At 40.1% G+C, this 18,820-nt stretch carries 18 protein-coding genes and 2 pseudogenes; 9 read left to right on the top strand and 11 right to left on the bottom strand.

What is annotated here, in order from left to right:
- The 3 genes from glpG to HBH39_RS17040 all read right to left on the bottom strand — a co-directional run bounded on the left by glpG (position 1) and on the right by HBH39_RS17040 (position 2,411).
- Complete coding sequence (gene glpG, locus HBH39_RS17050; protein WP_167680140.1) at positions 1 to 840, bottom strand: rhomboid family intramembrane serine protease GlpG; 840 nt, start codon at positions 838 to 840, stop codon at positions 1 to 3.
- Entirely contained in the window at positions 837 to 1,145 is a 309-nt protein-coding gene (glpE, locus tag HBH39_RS17045) for a thiosulfate sulfurtransferase GlpE (RefSeq protein WP_167679822.1), read from the bottom strand. Before glpE ends, glpG begins: the two co-directional genes overlap by 4 nt.
- 162 nt (positions 1,146 to 1,307) lie before the next feature.
- A complete protein-coding gene (locus HBH39_RS17040) occupies positions 1,308 to 2,411 on the bottom strand; it encodes a sensor domain-containing diguanylate cyclase (protein WP_167679821.1) in 1,104 nt (367 codons plus the stop codon).
- A 56-nt stretch (positions 2,412 to 2,467) separates the two neighbouring features.
- Here HBH39_RS17040 and tnpA point away from each other — a divergent pair, with 56 nt between their 5' ends.
- The 3 genes from tnpA (at position 2,468) to tnpC (ending at position 4,806) form a co-directional block, all read left to right on the top strand.
- Positions 2,468 to 2,794, top strand: a complete 327-nt coding sequence (gene tnpA / locus HBH39_RS17035; RefSeq protein ID WP_167675102.1) for an IS66 family insertion sequence element accessory protein TnpA — start codon at positions 2,468 to 2,470, stop codon at positions 2,792 to 2,794.
- Positions 2,791 to 3,138 (top strand): IS66 family insertion sequence element accessory protein TnpB, encoded by a 348-nt coding sequence (gene tnpB, locus HBH39_RS17030; protein WP_167677494.1) that lies wholly within the window; start codon positions 2,791 to 2,793, stop codon positions 3,136 to 3,138. Before tnpA ends, tnpB begins: the two co-directional genes overlap by 4 nt.
- Positions 3,139 to 3,249: 111 nt before the next feature.
- A complete protein-coding gene (tnpC, locus tag HBH39_RS17025; RefSeq protein ID WP_432280167.1) occupies positions 3,250 to 4,806 on the top strand; it encodes an IS66 family transposase in 1,557 nt (518 codons plus the stop codon).
- A 26-nt stretch (positions 4,807 to 4,832) separates the two neighbouring features.
- Here tnpC and HBH39_RS17020 read toward each other — a convergent pair whose 3' ends face one another.
- The 5 genes from HBH39_RS17020 to HBH39_RS17000 form a co-directional block, all read right to left on the bottom strand.
- Complete coding sequence (locus HBH39_RS17020; RefSeq protein WP_167679820.1) at positions 4,833 to 5,318, bottom strand: hypothetical protein; 486 nt, start codon at positions 5,316 to 5,318, stop codon at positions 4,833 to 4,835.
- Between the two features lie 343 nt (positions 5,319 to 5,661).
- A complete protein-coding gene (locus tag HBH39_RS17015) occupies positions 5,662 to 7,275 on the bottom strand; it encodes a methyl-accepting chemotaxis protein (protein WP_167679819.1) in 1,614 nt (537 codons plus the stop codon).
- Between the two features lie 454 nt (positions 7,276 to 7,729).
- Entirely contained in the window at positions 7,730 to 8,758 is a 1,029-nt protein-coding gene (gene tdh, locus HBH39_RS17010) for an L-threonine 3-dehydrogenase (protein WP_167679818.1), read from the bottom strand.
- Positions 8,759 to 8,770: 12 nt separating this feature from the next.
- Entirely contained in the window at positions 8,771 to 9,964 is a 1,194-nt protein-coding gene (locus HBH39_RS17005) for a glycine C-acetyltransferase (RefSeq protein ID WP_167679817.1), read from the bottom strand.
- A 268-nt stretch (positions 9,965 to 10,232) separates the two neighbouring features.
- Positions 10,233 to 10,886, bottom strand: a complete 654-nt coding sequence (locus tag HBH39_RS17000) for a TetR/AcrR family transcriptional regulator (RefSeq protein ID WP_167679816.1) — start codon at positions 10,884 to 10,886, stop codon at positions 10,233 to 10,235.
- A gap of 135 nt (positions 10,887 to 11,021) precedes the next feature.
- On the opposite strand from HBH39_RS17000, the pseudogene waaA reads away from it, so the two are divergent.
- Positions 11,022 to 12,283, top strand: a pseudogene (waaA, locus tag HBH39_RS16995) (lipid IV(A) 3-deoxy-D-manno-octulosonic acid transferase).
- Here the strand turns inward: waaA and HBH39_RS16990 are convergent.
- Positions 12,270 to 13,022, bottom strand: coding sequence for a 3-deoxy-D-manno-octulosonic acid kinase (locus HBH39_RS16990; protein WP_167679815.1), 753 nt, complete (start codon positions 13,020 to 13,022; stop codon positions 12,270 to 12,272). The pseudogene waaA and the gene HBH39_RS16990 sit on opposite strands and share 14 nt — an antisense overlap.
- A 101-nt stretch (positions 13,023 to 13,123) precedes the next feature.
- On the opposite strand from HBH39_RS16990, the gene HBH39_RS16985 reads away from it, so the two are divergent.
- A complete protein-coding gene (locus tag HBH39_RS16985) occupies positions 13,124 to 14,152 on the top strand; it encodes a glycosyltransferase family 9 protein (protein WP_244325701.1) in 1,029 nt (342 codons plus the stop codon).
- Positions 14,153 to 14,249: 97 nt separating this feature from the next.
- Positions 14,250 to 15,269: a CDP-glycerol glycerophosphotransferase family protein gene (locus tag HBH39_RS16980; protein WP_167679814.1), complete on the top strand. Its 1,020-nt coding sequence runs from the start codon at positions 14,250 to 14,252 to the stop codon at positions 15,267 to 15,269.
- 113 nt (positions 15,270 to 15,382) lie between these two features.
- On the opposite strand, the gene HBH39_RS16975 is transcribed toward HBH39_RS16980, so the two are convergent.
- Together HBH39_RS16975 and HBH39_RS16970 are read right to left on the bottom strand one after the other, a co-directional pair.
- Complete coding sequence (locus HBH39_RS16975) at positions 15,383 to 15,796, bottom strand: adenylyltransferase/cytidyltransferase family protein (protein ID WP_167679813.1); 414 nt, start codon at positions 15,794 to 15,796, stop codon at positions 15,383 to 15,385.
- A 133-nt stretch (positions 15,797 to 15,929) separates the two neighbouring features.
- Positions 15,930 to 16,994, bottom strand: coding sequence for a CDP-glycerol glycerophosphotransferase family protein (locus HBH39_RS16970; RefSeq protein WP_167679812.1), 1,065 nt, complete (start codon positions 16,992 to 16,994; stop codon positions 15,930 to 15,932).
- A gap of 174 nt (positions 16,995 to 17,168) precedes the next feature.
- Here HBH39_RS16970 and HBH39_RS16965 point away from each other — a divergent pair, with 174 nt between their 5' ends.
- The 3 genes and pseudogenes from HBH39_RS16965 (at position 17,169) to HBH39_RS16955 (ending at position 18,758) form a co-directional block, all read left to right on the top strand.
- Positions 17,169 to 17,603 (top strand): HIT family protein, encoded by a 435-nt coding sequence (locus HBH39_RS16965; RefSeq protein WP_167679811.1) that lies wholly within the window; start codon positions 17,169 to 17,171, stop codon positions 17,601 to 17,603.
- 94 nt (positions 17,604 to 17,697) lie between these two features.
- Positions 17,698 to 17,892 (top strand): annotated as a pseudogene (locus HBH39_RS16960) (adenylyltransferase/cytidyltransferase family protein); the annotation flags it as partial.
- Between the two features lie 116 nt (positions 17,893 to 18,008).
- Entirely contained in the window at positions 18,009 to 18,758 is a 750-nt protein-coding gene (locus HBH39_RS16955; protein ID WP_167679810.1) for a glycosyltransferase family 25 protein, read from the top strand.
- Positions 18,759 to 18,820 lie beyond the last annotated feature (62 nt).

Genomic DNA, 18,820 nt, shown 5'->3' with positions numbered 1-18,820 from the left:
TTACTTGGTGGTTTTGCGGCTATCAAATAAAGCTTGAGCCAAGCCAACCAATAATCCACCGATATGGGCACCATTAGCCATGGGCATTCCTAATATATCGGTAAAGCCTAATACCAGCCAAACCATCATAAAGCCCATATATGATTGGGGTAAGCCGATGCCGCAATTGGGTTTGCGAATGCCCATTAACCAAGTGTAACCGGCAATGGCATACACGACACCTGACAGTCCGCCAAAGTTTGGCCCAGTCATAAAATATTGCACTATGTTAGGTAAGGTTCCTGCAGCCAAAAGTAAAAATAATAACGGTCTTGTGCCAAGGCGGTTTTCAATCTTGCCGCCTAAATACCACCACCACAGTAGATTAAAGGCGATATGCATCACCGAAAAATGCATCAGACTTGGGGTAAATACGCGCCAAAACTGCTGGTAGTTTTCGCTTGCGGTAGCATTAAAAAATGATAGCAATTCAAAAACGGGATTGGCAAAGCCTAAATTCATTACCGCAAAGACAATCACGCAGATAAAAAAGGTCACTAAGGTGAGTGGGCCAGCTCCTGTTATAAATTGCTGTACTAAACCTAATGTGCCAGAACCATAATCAAACTTAGGCCGAGTGTCACCATTATCCCATGAGGCCTGTAAGTATTTAGCATCATAAGGGTGCTGTAAAAAATGGTTAAACTCAGCTTGAGCCTGAGCTTCAAAATCTAGGTCAACTAACATAACCGCAACCCCTTGTGGTAGCGGCTCAATTTGGCAGCGAATACCTAAACCCTTGGCATAATCGATAAAAGCTTGAGCAGCGCGAGCATTAGGAAGTTGACCTAAAGTCATCATGGGTGTATCTGCCCCCATGCGCTAAATCCGCCACTAAGGCTATAGACGTTATCAAAACCTTGTTCGGCAAGGTAACCTGCAGCACCTTGGCTACTCACTCCATGATAACAAACCACCACTAATGGCTTGTCCATATCTGCGCTAGCAATAAAACCTGCTAGGTTTTCGTTACTTAAATTTACCGAGCCTTGAATATGCTTGGCGTTGAAACTGGCGGCATCACGAATATCAACAATTTGTATATCGTTTGATTCGGTTTGCATTTGAATAAGTTCATTAACGGATAAATGTTTAAAGCTAGACATAGGGCACCAAAGACAATGTAGGGAGTGAATGGTAAAGATGTTATTAACATAATTATGAATAAGGGGTTGTAATCATACAACCCCTTATTTATGCAGTTTAGCTAATCTAAAGGAAGATTAATCCGGCTTCCCTCGATTGGTGATCAAACTAGATTGGCAAATTCAATGCTTACTTGTTAGGTTTTCAAGATCAGGACTGTATTTAACTGTGCAGTTTCGCCCATTTTTCTTAGCTTGATAAAGTGCCAAATCCGCTTTTTGGCAAAGTGCATGAAAGCTATGGGCGCTCAAATCTTGCCCTTCAGCCACCCCAATACTAATGGTCACTTTTTTGTCATTATAAAATGTTGATTTTTCTATGTTTTGTCTTATTCTGTCTGCAGCTAACTTTGCGGTTTCTATATTTGTATTGGGCATTGTGACCACAAACTCTTCACCACCATATCTACCAACAATGTCAGCTTTTCTAATGGCTTGTTTAATCATAGAGGCAACATGAATAATTCCGGCGTCACCCACATGGTGACCATATTGATCATTTAAATTTTTAAATAAATCAATATCAGCCATAATGATGCTAACAGGTTCATCATTTTTCTGAGCATGATCGACAATTTCATTAGAAATTTTTTCAAGCGTCATTCTATTATACATTTGGCTTAACCCATCAGATTCAGCCATTTTTTTGGTTTTAATTAGGTTTTTGGTTAAATTCAGTAAAAGCACTAAAATTACGATAAATAAAGTAAGAATGATTTGAATGCCATAAATGCTTTTTATCACTAGGCGTGTAAAGTCTGCATTAGGTAATTGATAGATTAAGTAAAACCTCCCGTTGATTAAGTTTGATAGCATGTAGTATCCATCAGTTTTTTTAGTTAATTTATAGGTTTTAGTGTTTTTATCTAGCTTAATGGCCTCTTCATTAATTCCGATATTTTCTTTGTTTGCAGCCAATACACCATTTTTAGTAATGATACTCGCATAATTATTTAAAGAGGAATTGTAGGAATACAAGACATCGCTTAAGTAATCTAACCCTACATCCAGAGAGACAACTCCTTTAAATTCATCTTTAAAATAAACGGGTGTAGATATCGAAATCATTAACCCTTTTCCTGCAGCATCCAAATATAATTCTGATATAACAGTTTCATTTGTAGGATTGTTTTCTGGCGTTGCGACACTCCAAAAAGGTTTGGAGTAAATGTATTCTGAAAAGTAAAAGTCCTTAATACCTACGTAAGCGTCTGCCCAAAGGCACATACCGCTTACTATGCTGTTGATTTATTTTGTTCCCATGTTTTATTGGGAGATACATAATGAAAACCTTTCGTAATAAACAGCAGTGGCAAGAGCTCGTTCTTGCGCAGCAGCAAAGCGGCTTAAATATCAGTGCTTATTGCCGCAAACATAAATTATCCACATCGAGCTTTTATGCCCACAAAAAGCGCTTGGCATCAACTGAGGGCGCTTTCGTCTGCGCCCAAATCTCACAACATAAAGTCATTGAGCATCAAGTGACTCAACTCGAACTCGCGCCGCCAAACGTTGCTATCACATTAGAACTCGCTCATGCCAAATTGCACTTGCCTCACTCAGTCTCGCCGAGTTTTCTTGCGCAATTATTGCGAGAGCTTGCGCCATGAAGATGTTTATCGACCCACCTGCCATTTATTTACATCGTGATGCCGTTGATTTTCGTAAATCCATTGATGGCCTTGTGGCGATTGTTGAACAAGAACTCGCCCATGATGCTTATACTGGCGCACTATTCGTGTTTTGTAATAAGGCTAAAAATAAACTCAAATTGCTGTATTGGGATAAAACGGGATTTGCCCTGTGGTATAAGCGCTTGGAGAAGCAAAGGTTTAAATGGCCCAGTAAAGTTGACCGCCAAGCCTACAGCTTAACCGAGCAGCAGCTTTCATGGTTGTTATCAGGCTTTGATGTGATTGGGCATCAATCACTTAACTATCAATCTTTAGCTTAAATGAGACAAATAAGGGCGATCGTTTTGCAGTGAAGGATCGTTGACACTACCCCTGACATGGATTAATGCTTAACCCCTTATTTGGCTTGCTATTTCTGATACACTGCGGGCATAAAAACCTTGCCCCATGAATTACCTGACGACCCAGCACAACTCAAGCAAATGCTGCTTGAGTTGCAGCAAACGTTGGCCGAAAAAGATGCCCTGATTGCCGAGCAAAGTGCACAAATTCATGACTTACTAGTCCAATACAACGCTAAGCTCGCCAGAGAATTTGCTAAAAAATCAGAGAAACTGCCTGGCGCGGGGGAAGTCTTTAATGAAGCAGAAGCTGAATTAGGTACAGAACAAGTCGATACCCTTGATGCGCAAGATAAAGCGCTACTTACTGAGCTACCGACGCTTGATAAATCATTAGAGCAACCCAAGCGAAAGCCATTGCCAGTTGAACTTCCTCGTGAAGAGGTCGTTGTTGATATTGATGAAGCCGACAAATACTGTGATTGTTGCCAAGGGGCGCTGCATCAAATGGGGCAAAGTTGTAGCGAGACGCTGGAATTTGTCCCCGCGCACATCAAGGTAATAAAAACCATTCGACCGAAATATGCTTGTCGTCAATGTGAGCAGCAAGGTGTTAAGGTCGCGATAAAAACTGCGCCCATGCCTGCAACGCCTATCCCAAAAAGCATGGCAACGCCAAGTTTGCTTAGTCATATCATCACCTGCAAATATCAGTTTGGCTTGCCTTTATATCGCCAAGAAACCCTATTTTCTGATATTGGTGTTATGCTCAATCGCAAGACCATGTCGAGTTGGATGATACGCTGTGCCGATTTACTTGAGCCTTTATATCAACGCCTGAAAGTCAGTTTACTAGCGCAAGACATTATCCATGCGGATGAAACCCCGCTTAAGGTATTAAAAGCCGATAAACCGACTAGCTACATGTGGTTATATTGCTGTGGTGATGATGCTCCCAAGGGCAACACTAACATAGTACTCTATGATTATCACAACAGCCGTGCAGGCCAATGTGCCGTTGACTTTTTAGCAGGGTTTTCCGGTTATTTACAAGTGGATGGCTATCAAGCCTACGCCCAAACCGATGCGACCTTGGTAGCTTGTTTGGCGCATATTCGTCGTAAATTTATCGAAGCTAAAGGGAATAACAAAAAAACAGGCAAAGCTGATGTAGCATTAAACCTTATCGGTAAACTTTATGGCATAGAGCAACAGATTAAAGGTAAATCTGCTGATGATAAATATGCCATAAGGCAGCAAAAATCCAAGATTATCATCGATGAACTTCATCAATGGCTATTACAGCATCAAGATAAAATCCCCCCGAAAATGGCATTAGGTAAAGCCATCATTTATGCGCTGAATCAATTTGAAAAGTTCAGGCGCTACTTAGATGATGGCCGATTAAGTATCGACAACAACCGCGCCGAACGGGCGATAAAACCCTTTGTGATAGGTCGCAAGGCATGGCTATTTTCAAATACACCGCATGGTGCACGTGCCAGCGCAATCCTTTACAGTCTCATCGAAACAGCGAAGGCCAACGACCTAGTCGTACATGAGTATATCGCTAATTGCCTGCAAGGCTTGGCGGATAACCCAAGTGACGTTGAGTCTTTACTACCGTGGAATATCAAGCAAAGGTAAATGGCTAGGTGTATTTGCCTAGACGCTTACATACCTACTCTAGGAGCAAGCAACATAAACCCATTTTTAGAGGTATAATAGGCCCATAAAAATTGAGTGTTTTTGTTCTCTACTGCAGTTGACAAATTTAATGCTAATGCGGCATTGATTTCATGCAAGGTTTCAATTGTGACTTCTGACAGCGAGCCTATACCAGTTAGGTTAGCTTTGTAAGGTTCGCCATCGATGGTTTCATTTCCTTCGAGCCCATAGGATGCTATTTCTGGATAGTCATTTAACTGAGATGTGAGTGGATGAACCTTGTTTTCGAAGTTTAAAAGCAAATTGGCAATTAACTGTTCTTTTGTTGATTCGTTGTATGCAATTGCGATTTCTAATAGTTGAGATACTTCTCGTTCATTATCTTTCAGTGAGCTGATGAGTGAGTCTTCTACATTACTCTTACCCTCAATATAAATAATCGAAAGTGCGCCAACCCACATGATAAAGATAGAAAAATATATTATTCTCATAACTTAATGCTAGATATCCAAGTGTTTGATTTCACAGTACCTATATAGCAAACTCTATCTATGTTTTTATATGAAGAGGATGTAATAAGCTGTCGATCGCGGTGGTTGGTACAATTCATTAAGGATCACTATAGCCTAACTTAGCAATATTGGTTGTTGTAGTGAAATTGGCTACAAAAATAAGGAAATGTACCCTCAATAATTTGTATCTAGTTGTTAGGTGGTTAAAATAACCGCACCACTACAGTTTAATTAAGATATTGTAAAAGTGGAGGTTTTTTAGAAACGTAGTTAAGTTTGATGTTAATCATTCTTTTGTTCTTCGCTGACACTAATCGCAAGATTAGACTTTAAATCGGCCAACTAACTCTTTTAATTCAAGTCCGACATCACAGAGTCTTTTCGCATCAGTTGCAGCCACTTGAATCGACTCACTGACCTCAATTGAGGCATGATTAACATTCTCAATATTATGACTCATTTCATTGGTTACTGAACTCTGCTCTTCTGTCGCAGTCGATATTTGCATACTCATAGAACTAATTTGATCAATGAGTCGATTGACTTCATCAAGCACGTTTTTCACATCATGAGATTGCTCTGCGGTTTTATCTGCAATACTTTGACTGCTACTCATTGCATCTACAGCAGCTTCTGCACCAGACTGTAATTTCTCAATCATTTGCTGAATATCTTGAGTTGATTCTTGCGTTCGATTGGCTAAACTTCTCACTTCATCTGCAACCACAGCAAATCCTCTTCCCTGTTCGCCAGCTCTTGCTGCTTCAATTGCTGCATTTAATGCTAATAAGTTAGTTTGTTCAGCAATGCCACCTATCACGCCCAATACTGAGCCAATAGAATTTGTGTCATCTTTTAAACCCACTATCACAGAAGAAGATTTAGCAATTTCATTATTTAATTGGTCAATCAACGCCATTGTAACCGTCACACTTTGCTGACAGCGAAGGGCGCCTTCAGCAGCATCTTTTGCTGAGTGAGCGGCTTCTGCAGAATTTCGAGCAATTTCATCAACAGTTGAAGATAACTGTGCCGCAGACGTTGCGATATGCGAGGTTTCATCTTGTTGCTTATGTACCACAGATAAAGATGTATTTGCTTTATTCGCAGCATTTAAAGAGCTGTTGGCAATTTGCTCTGCTGAATCTACAACACGTTTAATAATGCCATGAATACTTTCGACAAACTTATTAAAATAGCGACTGAGTTCAGCAATTTCATCACTGCCTTTATCATCTAAACGTACCGACAAGTCACCTTCACCTTCAGATATATTTTTGAGTTCATCAGTCACATGGCGCAATGGTGTAATAACTAATTTAAATGCTAACCAAATGATGGCAAACCCTAAAACAACACTGAAAATAACAGCAAACACTAATTGAAATCTTATTGCAGCAATCATGTCATTTACACCACTGGCGGTTTCTTCAACTCTGGCATCCGCAGCGGCTTCTAATTCTTCTAAATAATTAAGCAATACATTGCCAGATTGAATGAGGGTGTAATGATATTTATCTATATTAGGAGATTGCTCGATGATGCCCTGCTGTAGTTGTTGTTTAGATTTTTCAAAATCAGCAATAAAACCATCTAATATTCGAATTTTGTCTTGAAGAATTAATCCAGAGGCTTTCATTCTGCCTAATGCTTCGTCTTGCATCTCTTTGGAGCTTGCTATTAGATCTTTAATATCTTGTTCATTTTTTTCAGACTTTGGTTTTATCTGTTCAGTGAACCCTAGCATCTGCCCCTGAATACCGATAGTTCCCTCCATTGCACCATCAGCAGCATCCCAAGCGGTGGTTGAGATAAATACTAAGGTATTTTCAAGGGTACTAATCCCACGAAAACCCATAAAGCCTATAAAAATACTCAGCAGCATTAATGCAGTTAAGCTGATATTTAACTTTTTACTGATTGATAGCGCCATCATAGTCATCCCACTCGTTTAACCATAAAATCGAAAATCATTTGTGCTGTTAATAATTCTCAATTTTTCATCTTTATCTTAGATAACCGATAGTTAAAAAGTGTAGTACAAGGTTTCAGGATGTGTTGTTAAATATGGGCAATGCCAGCATACCCAGAGGCAATAATGATTACATTTTTTGCGTCGACATTGCCTTACAAGTGCAATTGAATTAAGAGGATAAGGCGGTGATGCTTGGTCATATTTGCTTGGCGTTATTGTGTTATCACTCGGGTAAAAATGTTTGAGACCAAACCGGTTAACTTAATAAATTTAATGATGATTTAATAAAGTTAGCCACTGTAGATTGAGATTTGATATTGGGGTTTTTTGAGGGGCAAACTAGGGCTATATTTGCCATATTGCGCATATAGCCCTTTAAATTGAAAGCTCAATTTTGCTGATTAAAACGAAAAATTTACGCTTTCCAGTCTAGGATAACTTTGCCAGAAGCCCCGCTAAGCATGGCGTCGAAGCCTTTTTGGAAGTCGTCGATACTAAAGTGATGAGTGATGATTGGCGATAGATCTAAGCCTGACTGAATAAGGCTTGCCATCTTGTACCAGGTTTCAAACATCTCGCGGCCATAAATCCCTTTGATGATAAGCCCTTTGAATATTACTTTGCTCCAGTCGATAGCCATATCGCTACCTGGAATGCCTAACATGGCAATTTTGCCGCCGTGGTTCATGGTATCAAGCATTGAGTGGAATGCAGACGGTACGCCAGACATTTCTAGCCCTACGTCAAAGCCTTCTGTCATACCAAGATCTTTCATTACGTCTTTTAAGCTTTCTTTGGCAACGTTTACCGCACGCGTTGCGCCCATTTTTAGGGCAAGATCAAGACGGTACTCGTTTACGTCTGTGATCACGACGTGGCGAGCACCAACATGTTTGCAAACTGCCGCAGCCATAATGCCAATAGGGCCTGCACCAGTAATTAACACGTCTTCACCCACCAGATCAAAAGACAGTGCAGTATGAACTGCATTACCAAATGGGTCGAATATAGCGGCTAAATCGTCAGAGATATCAGCAGGTATTTTAAATGCATTAAATGCAGGCAAAACAAGGTATTCAGCAAAAGCACCATCACGGTTGACGCCCACACCAGAGGTATTACGACATAAATGTGTGCGGCCACCACGGCAATTTCGACAATAACCACAGGTGATATGCCCTTCACCTGAAACGCGGTCGCCAATACTGAAACCACGGACTTCTTGGCCCATATCGACTACTTCACCCACGTATTCGTGGCCTGCAATCATAGGGACAGGAATGGTTTTTTGTGACCATTCATCCCAGTTGTAGATGTGCACATCTGTGCCACAAATAGCCGTTTTGCGAATTTTGATTAATAGATCGTTATGGCCCATTTCTGGTTTAGGCGCATCGACCATCCAAATGCCTTCTTCAGGCTTTAATTTACTTAATGCTTTCATGATATTGACCTATCAAATTATGCCCATTTCTTTACCAATGCGGGTAAAGGCGCCAATAGCATGGTCTAACTGTTCACGAGTATGTGCGGCAGACATTTGCGTACGAATACGCGCTTGGCCTTTTGGCACAACTGGGAATGAAAAACCAATTACATAAATGTTTTCTGCTAATAATTTATTTGCAAAATCGCTCGCTAATTTGGCATCACCAATCATCACCGGAATAATGGCATGATCAGCTCCGCCTAATGTGAAGCCTGCTGCTGACATATGCTCGCGGAAGTAGCGGCTATTTTCCCAAACGGCTTCACGTAACGCATGGCCAGTTTTAAGCATTTCAAGCACCCGAATTGATGCACTTACAATTGAGGGAGCTAAAGAGTTTGAAAATAAATAGGGGCGAGAGCGTTGACGTAGCCATTCAACGACTTCTTTTTTCGCCGCAGTAAAGCCACCTGATGCGCCACCCAATGCTTTGCCTAAGGTGCCGGTGATGATGTCAACTCTGTCCATCACTTGACAGTATTCGTGAGTACCGCGACCGTTTTCGCCAATAAAGCCCACTGCGTGAGAGTCATCAACCATGACAATTGCACCATACTTGTCAGCTAAATCACATACACCTTGGAGGTTGGCGATAACACCATCCATTGAAAACACACCATCAGTAGCAATCATAATATTGCGCGCTCCCGCTTCTTTAGCGGCAATTAATTGCACTTCTAAATCCGCCATGTCGTTGTTGGCATAACGGAAACGCTTGGCTTTACATAAACGCACACCATCAATAATCGAAGCATGGTTTAGGGCGTCAGAAACAATCGCATCTTCGGCATCTAATAAGGTTTCAAACAGGCCGGCGTTTGCATCAAAACAAGAGGAATACAGAATGGTATCTTCCATACCTAAAAATTCACTTAAGCTGGCCTCAAGCTGCTTATGAATATCTTGTGTGCCGCAGATAAAGCGAACAGACGCCATACCAAACCCATGGCTCGCTAACCCTTGTTGGGCAGCTTTAATTAGCTCAGGATGATTGGCTAAACCAAGATAGTTGTTGGCACAAAAGTTAATTACTTCTTGGTGATTAACTTCAATAGCAGTTTGTTGAGCAGAGGCAATAACGCGCTCGCTTTTGTATAAACCATCGGCTTTTACATCAGCAATTTGTTGATTGATACGGTCGTAGAAAGAGGATGAGGCCACCTGTTTTCTCCTAGATATTGGTTATTATGCTAATCCAAACCTGAATGTAATCATTGACTGCATTAGGGTTGGTAGTTGGAGTTGCAGGCATTCTAACCTGTATTTTTGTTGCCCCACAGCGTTTTTTATGGCCGCCATGACAACATTAACAAGATTAGTGCAATATGTGATTTTTGATAAGAAAAACTAATGATGAAGTGCACTGATTTGCCTTTAACCCGCTAGTAAGTGTAGCGGGATTAAAGGGCTGTGAATGAACTGAAACTGATTAAGCTGCAGCTCTCTCTTGGTTGGCGATGTCATGATAATGCTGCTCAAGACGCTCAAATGTCGCTAGTGATGACGGAGTAGCATAGGCCTTAAAAATCATTAATACCCTTAATAAACCATCGTATAAGGTGGCTTTGGTGATGGTTGAGATACTACTTTGAGTCAGCTGATAACTAATCCAAAAGCTGACCATCATTTTTATGGTGTCAGCTAAATCTACTACGCGCTCATCCGCAACATCAAGAAAGCCATCTTTTTTCAATTTACGTAGGACTTCACTTGAGCGGTTTAACACTTGTTGTTGGGCGTGCAAATAACGACGCTTAAGTGCTTCATCACGGCTTAAAATATCGGCCAAATTGGCATACATAAAACGGAATTGCCACAAGGTGTAGAACATGGCATCAAAATAACCAATCAATAAATCAACCGTGATAGGGACATCAGCATAAGGCTTAAAGCCGGATTCAAGGTGGCTTTCATACAAGGTGAAGATAGAGTTGATAATGTCTTCTTTATTGCGGAAGTGGTAATAGAGGTTGCCCGGACTGATCCCTAAATGAGCAGCAATGTGGTTGGTGGTTATTGAGCGCTCACCGTGTTCATTGAAAAGCTCAAGACTTGCAAAAACAATTTTATCGCGGGTTTTCATGCAATTTCCAATTCATTAATAAGTAACAGACTATTTATGTGGCGACATGATAATCGAAAGCACATATCCCTATGAATTTAGATTATGTTAACATTGTGTTTATCTGACAAGTAAAATCTCATAAGTGGATAATAAATGTCCCGATTATTGTATTCCTTTACCTTATACGTACTTTCCCCTTTTGTCCTGCTGTATTTTGCCTTTCGGGCTTATAAAAGTGCGGATTACCGTGGTCGTTGGGCTGAACGTTTGGGTTTTAAAAAGCTGGGCGCAAGCGATGTGGTCGTGCATTGTGTGTCAATGGGCGAAACCTTAGCCGCGGTGCCGATGATTAAAAAGTTAATGGCTGCTCATCCTGATTATCATTTCACCATTACCACGACTAGCCCGACGGGATCTGCCGAAGTGATAAAAGCCTTTGGTGATAGTGTCCAGCATTGCTATTTGCCACTGGATTTCAGTTATGCGATCCAGCGCTTTTTGCGTCAGTTGCAGCCAAAAATGTGCATTATTATGGAAACCGAGTTGTGGCCAAATTTAGTGCATTTTAGCCATCAACAGCAGGTTAAGTTGGTATTGGCTAATGCGCGATTATCGGCAAAATCAGCCCAAAAATATCAAAGTAAAGCTTGGTTAATTAAGCCAATGTTGCGCAAGCTTGACGTGGTTGCGGTGCAAACTCAAATCGAAGCCGAGCGATTTATTATGTTAGGTGTCGATGCTGACAAAGTGCAGGTGTGTGGAAGTTTGAAGTTTGATTTAACCATTGATGCTGACAAGCGTCAGCAAGCCATTGATTTACGCCAGCAATGGCAACGTCAGCTAACGCCGGTATGGGTAGCAGGCAGTGTACATCCGGGGGAGTTTGACATCATCCTTGAGGCACATAAACAGCTGCTTGAACATTATCCTAAAGCGTTATTGATTATGGCTCCGCGTCATCCTGAGCAATTTAATCTTGCTGCCATTACGATTACCCAAAGCGGGCTGCAATTGGCTCGTCGCAGTATGAACGATGAGGTAACCGATACCACTCAAGTGCTACTTGGCGATACCATGGGCGAGCTATTAATGCTATATGGTACGGCTGATCAGGCTTTGGTGGGTGGCAGTTTAATTGTTCATGGCGGTCACAATCCTCTTGAGCCCGCCGCCATGGGATTATCGGTTATGATGGGGCCTAACCATAGAGATTTTGCTGAAATCACTACTTTGTTACAACAGGCCGGAGGCTTAACCATAGTAAGTAATGCTGATGAGCTTGCGGCAAACTTATTACACCTATTTGACAATCAACAAGACTATCAGCAAGCGGTTAATGCCGCGGGGCTGTGGTTGAGCAAAACCGCGGTGCATTAGACAAACAATTTGCGTTGATATCGGCTAATTTGTCGTGATACCTGTAAAATTGATTGGATTGATAGTGTGATAACCGGTTAATAGCTGTTGGAAATCAACTTCGCTAAATTGCAATTGAGGCAATTTAGCCTGTTCTTTTTTAAATGAGCGCAGCAAGCGTTGCAAGTTAGCTTGTTGCCAGTTTGCTTGCGGAGGTTTAATTACACCTCTATCAAAATCAATCAGATAGAACTTATTGTCGGCAAATAGGATGTTTTTGGCATTAAGATCGGCATGATACACTCCACGAACATGAAACTGCGCAATAGTGGCGCCTAATTGCTGCCATTGAGTATTATTCATCAGATGTTTAGCTAAATGTGCGACTAAATCTTTAGCGTTAGCAACGCGTTCAATAATAATATCTGCTCGATACCAAATACCAAATCGCTCAATTTTAGCCGCAATTGGATTAGGAACCGCAAAGCCTTCTTGATGAAGTTGCGCTAATAACGCCAATTCTGCATAGGCTCGAGTCGTGGTTAAGCCTCGATATAGGTAAGCATCACGGCTAAACTTCGCCATTAAGCCACCACGCCAATAATGACGCAACACCCATTGTTGCTGATGATGCCGCTTATCCGTTTGCACAAACCACGTGGTATAGCGTCCTTTTGACTCACCGATAACGGCATGGTTAGCTTGCCAGTAATCAACATTAAACATGGTTGCATCAATGTTAGCAGCATGCTCTGCGCACCAAGCTATAACGCCATTTTTAATCGGTTTTGTCTGCATTAATACTCGCTCAGTTAACTAGATCAAAAAGCCATTATACCTTAAGATCACAGACATGCATTCACTGGCAAATTACTTGCCCGATTATATTGTGGTTACCAATGAAGTTAGACCTCACCCAAATGAAATCATTATGCCTATTGAGGCTCTCTGCAATTGGAGATGTATGTCATGCGGTAGCCATGGTGCAAGCAATACAACGCCAGTATCCTAATTTAGCCATTACATGGGTTATTGGTAAAGTTGAGTATCAACTGCTGAAGCACTTACCGGGAATTGAGTTTGTTATTTTTGATAAATCACAAGGCTGGCGTAGCTACCTAGCATTACGTAAAACCTTGGTCGGTAAAAAATTTGATGTGCTATTACATATGCAGGTGGCATTAAGAGCCTCCATCGCCTCGTTGATGATCCCAGCTAAAGTTCGTATTGGTTTTGATAAGACCAGAGCCAAAGAAGGTCAGTGGTTAGTGACCAACCATGCCATTGAACCGCAAGCAGAGCCGCATGTATTAGATGGCTTTATGGGATTTGCTAAAGCTATTGGGGTTAAAGACCTCAACCCAAGCTGGAATATTCCAGTGCCTGAAACCGATACCGCGTTTGCAAAGCAAGCTATAACCAACGATAAACCGGCATTAATTATTTGTGCCGCAGCCAGTAAAGCGGAGCGTAACTGGTTGCCTGAACGCTATGCCGCGGTTGCTGATCACGCTGTGAGTAAAGGTTATCAGGTGCTACTTTGTGGTGGACCAACCGCATTAGAAAAACAGCTAGCAGAGTCGATTCAACAATTTGCTAATCATGAGTTAGCAAATTGGGTAGGTAAAACAACGTTAACCCAATTACTGGCAATGTTAAAACAGGCGAACTTAGTGTTAGCGCCCGATACTGGTCCATTGCATATGGCAGTTACTCAAGGCACACCTGTGATTGGCTTATATGCACACTCAAACCCAGGGCGAACAGGGCCTTATTTTTACCGAGACAATACCGTGAGTGTGTACCATCAGGTTATCAAGCAACAAGTTGAAGGTGAGATCAAATGGGGCAAGCGAGCTAAAGGTGCTGATTTGATGAAGATGATAAGTGTGGCGGATGTGATTAGTATTTTTGAGCAGCGTAGCTAAGACGTTTTATTTGCTAAGCTTTCAATTTATATTAAATGGCTATTGCTTGAATATTGATGTGCCTCTAAAGACCACTTTTATAAGAAGAATATAATTTATGCGCTATTTATTTTTTGTCACATTATCGTACTCTTTTAGCGTACTGCGACCCATTGAGCAAGCTATTAAACGTCGTGGTGGAACAGTTGCTTGGTTTATTCCTAACGGTTCTGAAGCGGAAAGTTACATATTGCCCACGGATACTCGTCTTGACGACATTGCTCAGGTAATGCAATTTTCCGCAGATGCGACTTTAGTGCCGGGTAACTTCGTTCCTGATTTTTTCCCTGGTGTGAAAGTTCAAGTTTTTCATGGTTTCGATTCAGGTAAAAAAGGTAAATTCTCCATTAGGGGCTTGTTCGATCTATATTGCACTCAAGGCCCTAATATGACTCATGGGTTTAATGCAATTAATGATGGGACCTGTGATATTGTTGAAACAGGTTGGTCTAAATTAGACCCATTATTTTCCCCTCACCCTGATGTGAAACTGTATCAATCTGATAAGCCAGTGATTTTATATGCGCCCACGTTTTCACCGAAGCTAACCAGTACTGAGGCGCTTTTTCCGTTTATTAAAAAATTGATTACCAGTAAAGATTGGCAGTGGATTGTCAAATTGCATCCAAAGGCGACTTCAGAAGAAATTGCCATGTATAAAAGCCTTTCTAGTGAGAAGCTGCGCTTTGTGGAGACTGGGGACATCATTCCATTGTTGCAAGCTGCAGATGTTGTGCTCTCCGATACGTCATCAATTATTTCCGAATTTGCGATACAGGAAAAAATAGTGGTTGCTTTTAAAAATCGACGACCACAAGAATGGATGTTGAACTTTGATGACGCATCAGAGTTAGGTGATGTGTTAGAAAAGGCGCTTGGAAGAAGTGATGATTTGTTGGATAAAATTCGCAATTATTGTGAATCTATCCATCCTTATAAAGATGGTCTTTCAAGCGAAAGGGTGCTTAATGCCATCGAGGCTTTGATTGCATCAGAGCTTAAGCATTTGAAAAAAAAGCCATTGAATTTAATTAGAAAATTAAAAATTAGAAAAAAATTAAAATACTATCGCTGGTAGATTCACTGTGGTGGTGATTCAGATATATAAAAGTCAGCTACCTTATTGGGGTGCTGACTTTTATTTATGCAACTATGTTTAAAATATGAACTGCAAACTAGTTTCTGCTGTGACTATATTTTGCTTAATACTTCACGAAGCAAAGTGCTTGAGGTATGTGAGGTATAAGAGAAATACATAATTTCCACACCCAATTCAGCAAACTCTTTTTCAATTTGATTCCACTTGTCAGTGCCTTTCCAGTCATCGCCGACAAACATACGATCAAACTTAAGATTATTCCAAGCTTCTAATTTGTCATAATTGACTTGCGGAACAACTTCATCGACAAATTTGATTGCTTCAACAATTTCCATTCTTTCCTGAAACGGAATAACAGGTTTTTTGTTTTTCACTGACATGGATAATTCATCACTTGTCACGCCAACAATAAGGTAGTCACATTCTAACTTTGCACGCTTGAGCACGTTTAAATGACCAATATGGAACAAGTCAAAAACGCCTGTGGTATAGCCGATCTTCTTCATAAAATTTCCAAAAACTGCTGAATTACCTAATCACGCACTATTTTACATAATAACTCATCTTAAGTAACACAGAATAAAGAACATTAAGGTAAAGTTTGCTAAAGGGAATGATTTGAAATTATTCCTTTAGCGGTTAATGGGTTTCTATGTATTCAACAATTCTTAATGATGCTAGCCCATCAGTGGGTCCAACATGGTCATTGGTGTATTGTAAGCGTCTTGCTTGATATTCTTCGGGTGCTGCGAGCTGTTGTGGAATGGCAGAAATCAGCTCTTTATAACTTTGAACGTGTTTGCCTATTTCGTTATAAAGTACATTATCTTTACCAAAACGTTGCTTAAACCTGAAATGGAAAATCCCGCGATATGACCACTTTAGTTTGAAAAAATTACAAACAATCACAGGTTTATCTAATGCAGCAAATTCAAATAATGTGCTTGAGGCTTCGCTCAGCAAAATATCAGCATTTTTCATAAAAGGTAATAATGAAATATCTTGCGTTGTTGCAACGTAGACATTATTGAACTTTGACCATTTCTCGAGCTTGTCTCTTTGCTTTTTATATTGAGCCCTAACCTGAGTTAATGAGTGAGGCTTTATTAATATATTGTAATTGGCAAAATCTTCTGGCCAGTCATCTGGAAAGCGTTCAAGCGAGCTTGGCGTAAAAGTTGGCGCGTATAAAATGGTTTGTTTGGTTGAATCAAGCCCCAGTTTTTCAAGATCAAATCCTAATTCTTGCTGATTAAACATAGGGTCAAGTTTGGAAAAGCCCACTTGGATAAAATTATCGTTTGGATAATATTGTTTAATTTTTTCAAGGCGTAAACCACCTTCAATAAACCGAACCGTCATGGGTGTAATCGACTTATGATAGTAGCTCGGTTTAGGGCCGACACCATGACCTAACTGTGCGGTTTTAGAATATTTATGAATCGCATCTAAATGATCAAACTTGTTGCCAAAGAAAATCCAATCAGGCTTTAAAGATAAATAGGTTTCTTTCGCTTCATTTTCATCTTCAACCCATATGCACTCAACATCTAAGTTAGAAATGGTATCCTTGAAGGCGGCTTCATCATTTCTATTGCGATGGCAAACAACAGACACATGGTGCCCTCTTTGTTTGAGGAGCTTAATAATCGGCGAGTATTGCGGTAAATAATATACATTCACCGTATCAAAAACGATTCGCATAGTTGTCTCTTAAAGTCGGAGGGTGTTATCTGAAAAATGATTGAGGATTATTGTATATCAATTTGAATCTACAAATAGTCTTATAGATCATTTTTTGTATTAGTCTGACATCGCTGGAAGATTATAGTATGTTCAATTATGATGAATTATTACTGATTGGAAGAGCGATTTTTTATGTCACAAGCGACCTTAGTTAAGTTCGATTACCCCAATAGTTTAGTAAAATCCTACCAATATTGGCATGTGTTATTACGTCCAGCTCAGCCCACTTTGGGGTCGTTAATACTTATTTGCAAAGAAAATGTTGAACAGTATTCCGCAATATCTGCTGGCGCTGCTGCTGAGCAAATGCAGGTGGTTGCCGACATTGAACGAGTATTAAAAGAGCGATTTAACTACAGCAAGATTAATTATTTAATGTTAATGATGATTGACCCAGCGGTTCATTTTCATGTTATTCCAAGGTATGAGTCAGGGGTTAACTTTAATGACTTTGAATATCTTGATAACCAGTGGCCAACGCCCCCAAGTTTGCAAGATGAATTGCAGCTAAGTGAATCTGTTCGTGCGCAGTTATTACAATTATTACGAGATGACTTTGGTGCATAGTTGAGGTTAGTTTCTGCTCACGTTAAAGAAGCTTTTGATGCCACCAATTGTTACTGATAGACTCGTATTATCATTTTTTTAGTAACCTAAACCCATGCATAGAAAAGCGATTTACCCCGGAACATTTGATCCTGTTACTAATGGCCATGCGGATTTAATTGAGCGTGCAGCGCGTTTATTTCGGCAAGTTGTTATTGGGATTGCTTCAAACCCATCGAAGCAGCCACGGTTTTCTTTGGAAGAGCGAGTTAAGCAGGTAAAATTAGTTACCGCTCATTTAGGAAATGTTTAATCCTTCGTATTGTGCGGCGCATATTTGAATCACATTGAAAGTATATTAGTGGAAATATTTGTTAAAATGATTATAAAAATAAATTTTTATAATACTTTGAATTTATAAAGATTATGAATTTCAAAGTGTTTGTTATAAATCTTGATAAAAGCTTGGAAAGAATGGCTTTTATGCAAAAACAGCTTGAGCAATTTAATATTGAATTTGAGCGAGTGTCTGCAGTATACGGTAAAGAGCTAACTGAAACCGAAATCTGTGATGTATTTGATGAGTCAACTAATTTGGACAAGTACGACAAAGTCCTTAATGTTGGTGAAATTGGTTGCTATTTGAGTCATGTCAAATGTTGGAATGCAGTGGTTGATCAGCAATTGGATTTCGCACTTATTTTAGAAGATGACTCTACTTTAAATCCAAATTTATTATCATTAATCAATAGTATTAGTCGTTTATCCGTAAAATGGGATTATATTAAGTTATGCCATGGCAGTAAGCAAAAAAAGGTTATTGATACTATAGCACTTGACGATTTTTTCTCATTATCAACATGTTTAAAGCTACCTTCTTCTACACGAGGTCAATTTGTGTCTTTGTCAGGAGCTAAAAAGTTACTTGCAACATCAATTCCTATTGCAAGGCCCGTTGATATTGATATTCAATTTTGGTTTGAGAAAGGGTTAAGCTGCTTTGTTGTCAGGCCATTCCCTGTTCAAGAGGCTGCTTTCAAAAGTGAAATATGTAACTTAGGTAACCGGAAAACTACAAAAAAGCACCCAATAAAACGTATTTGGCAAAAGTTATGTTTTGAGATAAAGGTGAGAGTAAATAGAAGTAAATTACCTAAACTACCACCTCAACTTTAGTATTTGAGTTATGATGAAACTTTAGTAATGAGTTAATCGCTTTCATTTTTTATTATAACCAT

It is taken from the genome of Shewanella aestuarii (assembly GCF_011765625.1).
Classification (GTDB): Bacteria; Pseudomonadota; Gammaproteobacteria; order Enterobacterales; family Shewanellaceae; genus Shewanella; species Shewanella aestuarii_A.
The sequence above is the reverse complement of the archived record's forward strand: the minus strand, read 5'-3'. Positions and strand labels throughout refer to the sequence as shown.

Excerpts from the sequence above, each read along its gene's own strand:
- HBH39_RS16985 (WP_244325701.1), top strand. The coding sequence starts at position 13,124 with ATGAAGTTAGACCTCACCCAAATGAAATCATTATGCCTATTGAGGCTC.
- HBH39_RS17000 (WP_167679816.1), bottom strand. The coding sequence starts at position 10,886 with ATGAAAACCCGCGATAAAATTGTTTTTGCAAGTCTTGAGCTTTTCAAT.
- HBH39_RS17015 (WP_167679819.1), bottom strand. The coding sequence starts at position 7,275 with ATGATGGCGCTATCAATCAGTAAAAAGTTAAATATCAGCTTAACTGCA.
- tnpB (WP_167677494.1), top strand. The coding sequence starts at position 2,791 with ATGAAGATGTTTATCGACCCACCTGCCATTTATTTACATCGTGATGCC.
- HBH39_RS16975 (WP_167679813.1), bottom strand. The coding sequence starts at position 15,796 with ATGAAGAAGATCGGCTATACCACAGGCGTTTTTGACTTGTTCCATATT.
- HBH39_RS16955 (WP_167679810.1), top strand. The coding sequence starts at position 18,009 with ATGAATTTCAAAGTGTTTGTTATAAATCTTGATAAAAGCTTGGAAAGA.
- tnpA (WP_167675102.1), top strand. The coding sequence starts at position 2,468 with ATGAAAACCTTTCGTAATAAACAGCAGTGGCAAGAGCTCGTTCTTGCG.
- HBH39_RS17020 (WP_167679820.1), bottom strand. The coding sequence starts at position 5,318 with ATGAGAATAATATATTTTTCTATCTTTATCATGTGGGTTGGCGCACTT.
- HBH39_RS16970 (WP_167679812.1), bottom strand. The coding sequence starts at position 16,994 with ATGCGAATCGTTTTTGATACGGTGAATGTATATTATTTACCGCAATAC.
- HBH39_RS17040 (WP_167679821.1), bottom strand. The coding sequence starts at position 2,411 with ATGTGCCTTTGGGCAGACGCTTACGTAGGTATTAAGGACTTTTACTTT.
- tdh (WP_167679818.1), bottom strand. The coding sequence starts at position 8,758 with ATGAAAGCATTAAGTAAATTAAAGCCTGAAGAAGGCATTTGGATGGTC.
- HBH39_RS16990 (WP_167679815.1), bottom strand. The coding sequence starts at position 13,022 with ATGCAGACAAAACCGATTAAAAATGGCGTTATAGCTTGGTGCGCAGAG.
- glpG (WP_167680140.1), bottom strand. The coding sequence starts at position 840 with ATGATGACTTTAGGTCAACTTCCTAATGCTCGCGCTGCTCAAGCTTTT.
- HBH39_RS16980 (WP_167679814.1), top strand. The coding sequence starts at position 14,250 with ATGCGCTATTTATTTTTTGTCACATTATCGTACTCTTTTAGCGTACTG.
- HBH39_RS16965 (WP_167679811.1), top strand. The coding sequence starts at position 17,169 with ATGTCACAAGCGACCTTAGTTAAGTTCGATTACCCCAATAGTTTAGTA.
- glpE (WP_167679822.1), bottom strand. The coding sequence starts at position 1,145 with ATGTCTAGCTTTAAACATTTATCCGTTAATGAACTTATTCAAATGCAA.